1 protein-coding gene is annotated in these 622 nt (G+C 40.7%); it reads right to left on the bottom strand.

From position 1 onward, the window contains the following. Positions 1–295 precede the first annotated feature (295 nt). A complete protein-coding gene (locus tag AABK37_RS41775) occupies positions 296–493 on the bottom strand; it encodes a hypothetical protein (protein ID WP_432557240.1) in 198 nt (65 codons plus the stop codon). Positions 494–622: the final 129 nt, after the last annotated feature.

Below are 622 nucleotides of genomic sequence, written 5' to 3'. Positions count from 1 at the left end.
GTGGAAGCCTGTGGACGGGATCTGCCTGGGGGACCGATTGAAACAGGAAATAAACCTCATCTTGGCGCTTTGTCCAAGATTGTATAAGTTTTATAGAGCGGTTAGCTGGATATCATTGGTCAGCTTGAATCCCAATTTCAGTAGACCGAAAACTTTTGTAGGTTAATAAAAGAATCAGGGTTTCAGCCGACGTTTTTGGGCTGACGATCGCGATCGCAAGCACTTGCAAGAAAAGCTACCTTTTGTTGCTTAGTCTAAACTTCAGTAAATTAAGCGCATCTTCATACACAAACGATTAGTCATCTTTTTCTAGTTCGTCTAATGCCTTAGCTATAGCTTGTCTCACGAATTCCGCATAATCATCTAACGCTTTTAGTCTGGCATTCATAGAAGGGCTAACCCTGACAGTAATTTTCTCTGTTAGTGCCTCTAACCTGTCAGTAGTGTACTTATGAGGCTGTAAATTATCTGGGTTCCCCTTGGGGTTAGGCATTATTTAGAAATGTGAATACAGGTTGAAACCTATGTCCGCTGCGATTTTTGGTTTAGCTTTGCAAACAACTTATTGTCAGAAGTTTCTGTGAAACTCTGCATTAGATTTTATAATATAGCGTTTCTCGGT

This window comes from Tolypothrix sp. VBCCA 56010 (assembly GCF_050875635.1).
In the GTDB taxonomy this organism is placed as follows: domain Bacteria; phylum Cyanobacteriota; class Cyanobacteriia; order Cyanobacteriales; family Nostocaceae; genus Hassallia.
Note: the sequence above shows the minus strand (reverse complement) of the source record. Positions and strands in the feature narration are given on the sequence as shown.

Excerpts from the sequence above, each read along its gene's own strand:
- AABK37_RS41775 (WP_432557240.1), bottom strand. The coding sequence starts at position 493 with ATGCCTAACCCCAAGGGGAACCCAGATAATTTACAGCCTCATAAGTAC.